The organism is Streptomyces boncukensis, from assembly GCF_011045075.1.
Lineage (GTDB): Bacteria > Actinomycetota > Actinomycetes > Streptomycetales > Streptomycetaceae > Streptomyces > Streptomyces boncukensis.
In genome coordinates this window covers 1-2,255 of sequence record NZ_JAAKZZ010000803.1, presented here as the reverse complement: position 1 = coordinate 2,255, position 2,255 = coordinate 1, and the positions used below count along the sequence as shown (strand labels likewise).

At 73.3% G+C, this 2,255-nt stretch carries 2 protein-coding genes; both read right to left on the bottom strand.

All coding sequences use genetic code 11. The features are described 5' to 3' along the window. Positions 1-62 precede the first annotated feature (62 nt). A complete protein-coding gene (locus tag G5C65_RS35800; protein ID WP_165303223.1) occupies positions 63-740 on the bottom strand; it encodes a protein tyrosine phosphatase family protein in 678 nt (225 codons plus the stop codon). Between the two features lie 389 nt (positions 741-1,129). Then, on the bottom strand, positions 1,130-2,071 hold the full coding sequence (locus tag G5C65_RS35795; protein ID WP_165303222.1) for a hypothetical protein: 942 nt from the start codon (positions 2,069-2,071) through the stop codon (positions 1,130-1,132). Positions 2,072-2,255: the final 184 nt, after the last annotated feature.

Here is a 2,255-nt window from a genome sequence, read left to right as displayed (position 1 = left end):
GTCCTGCGGGGCAGGCCCGCCCCGCCCAGCGGCGGCCCTGCCCCGCAGGACGGGGACGCGCCTCAGAGCGATGCCTTGATGCGACGTGGCGCGTCCAGTACCCGGCTCACCCACTCCACGGGTGCCGGGGGCTGGGCCGAGGTGCCCTGTGTGAGGTTCAGTGCGTAGTAGACCTGCTCGACGGACGGCGGGCCCACGGCGAGCATGCGCAGTGCGGCCTGCCGGGAGGTCGCCTGTCCCGTCTCCACCAGGTAGGCGGCCGTCATCGAGCCCGTACGCCCGACACCGGCGCCGCAGTGCACGAAGACCGGACCGTCGGCGGTGCGCATGGCGCGGATGAACGCGGCGGTCTGGCTCTCGGTCGGCGTCTGCCCGTCCCGGATGGGGATACGGACCGACCGCAGGCCCGCCTCCTCGGGCGCGGTGAGCTGGTGGGTGCTGAGGTCCTCGGCTCGCAGGTCCACCACGGTGGTGACGCCCCGCTCGGCCAGCTCCCGGTATCCGGCGGGACGCGGTGCCGAACCGCGCCACAGCCCGCCGTCGACCTGCTGGAAGTGCTTGATGCCCGCGACCGTCTCGCCGCCCGAGCGGCCGTCGTGCCGCGCCCAGGCGGACAGGCCGAGCATGCCGAGCGCGCTGGCGCTCCACAGGACGGCGTAGCCGAGTGCGCAGAAGCCGAGGATCTTCAGGGGTTTACGGGCGCGGTGGGGGACGGACAGCGAGCGGATAGCGGAAAGCATCGAGGAGTGCCTCTCCGGTCGACAGCACGGACCAGGACGGACTACCGGTCGGGCCGGGAAATCCGATGGGACGTCGGGCAGGAGGGTGGGGCGGGGACGGGACAGCCGGCGGAAGCGGCGCGGGCCGACCGCGCTCGGGGACCGCGTGGGGACGACGCCGTCAGCCTAAGCGGGGCCTCGGCCGCACACTGGCATCGCGGCGGAATGCGGCGGATTTACGACGGATGCGTGCCCACGCCGTGGACGGGCACGACCTGCGCCCACTTTGTCATCATCTAGGCCACTGAGGGCCGTCTTGTGCCCTGGCTCACGCTGTAGCGTCCGTCACGTACCGCCCCGCACCCCCGCCGCCTCCCGGGCGGCGCGGCACGCGCCGGTCCGCCGGTCCCTCAGGACCTGTCGGCGTCTCCCTGGCCCAGGACCTCGGCCGACGCCCGGTCCTGCCGTGCGTCCGCCAGACAGCCGCGCAGCCGCATCTGATCGTGCGGGGACAGCCCCGGCCGTACGACGCCCGCGTAGACGTTCTCGCTCAAACGGCTGAGCGGCGCTTTCTCCAGCCGGACGGACGTCGCCGTCCGGCACTGCTCCCACAGGCCGGCCGCCGCCAGCTCCACCGCGTGCCCGCTCGCGTCACCGCGCTTGACCGTGACACGGAAGACCACCGTCGTGGCGGCCGCGTCCGGGCGGTCCTGCGGGCGGGTCTGCGTCGCGTCGGCCAGCCGGTCGATACCGAAGGCCGACAGCAGCGCGACGAGTACCGCGGCCAGCAGTCCGACCAGCAGTCGCGCGCGCCGCCGCGGGGCGACGGCCGGACGGTTCTCCAGGCTCGTGCCGGACAGGCCGCCGGGCGCGTCCGGGCCGGAAGACGGGGGCGGGGCGGTCAGGTGGACCAGTCGCCCCGCCAGACGGCGCTCCGCCCCGCCGCTGGTCATCTGGGCGATCTTCTGCACGATCCAGGCGACTCCCGACAGCGCGGCCCCGGCGACCACGAGGACGGGGATGAACACGTAGGTGCGGTCGGCGAGGTCCGTGCGTCCGCGCCGCACCGTCGCATCGAGCCAGGCGAACGGCGGGCGCTGCGGGTTCGCCACGCCGGTCCCGTGCAGATGGCGGCGTACGTCGTCCAGGCGGCTGTCCGAGTCCTGCAGGCGGCGCTCCAGCCGGTCCAGCCGCAGCAGCATCAGCATGCCGATGAGGAACCCCTCGATGGCCAGCAGCAGCATTCCGGAGATCAGCGCACGCTGCCACTCCCACCGGTAGAGGTACACCACCAGATACGCGGCCGCTCCCAGCCCCACCAGGGAGGCTATGAGCGTACTGAGGTACTTCATGACACAGACACCGTTCCGGCCGTTCCCGTGGTCTTGTCAGACGTCTCGCCAGCGGTTCGCTTCTGGGCACCGTCCGGTCGCGGCGTGCCGTTCGACTGCTGCGGGGTACGACGCCGTGGCGTACCGTTCGCACGCCGGACGTCGCCGTCCCGCACGCCGGTGCCCTCCTCGCCGTCCCCACCGC

Excerpts from the sequence above, each read along its gene's own strand:
- G5C65_RS35800 (WP_165303223.1), bottom strand. The coding sequence starts at position 740 with ATGCTTTCCGCTATCCGCTCGCTGTCCGTCCCCCACCGCGCCCGTAAA.
- G5C65_RS35795 (WP_165303222.1), bottom strand. The coding sequence starts at position 2,071 with ATGAAGTACCTCAGTACGCTCATAGCCTCCCTGGTGGGGCTGGGAGCG.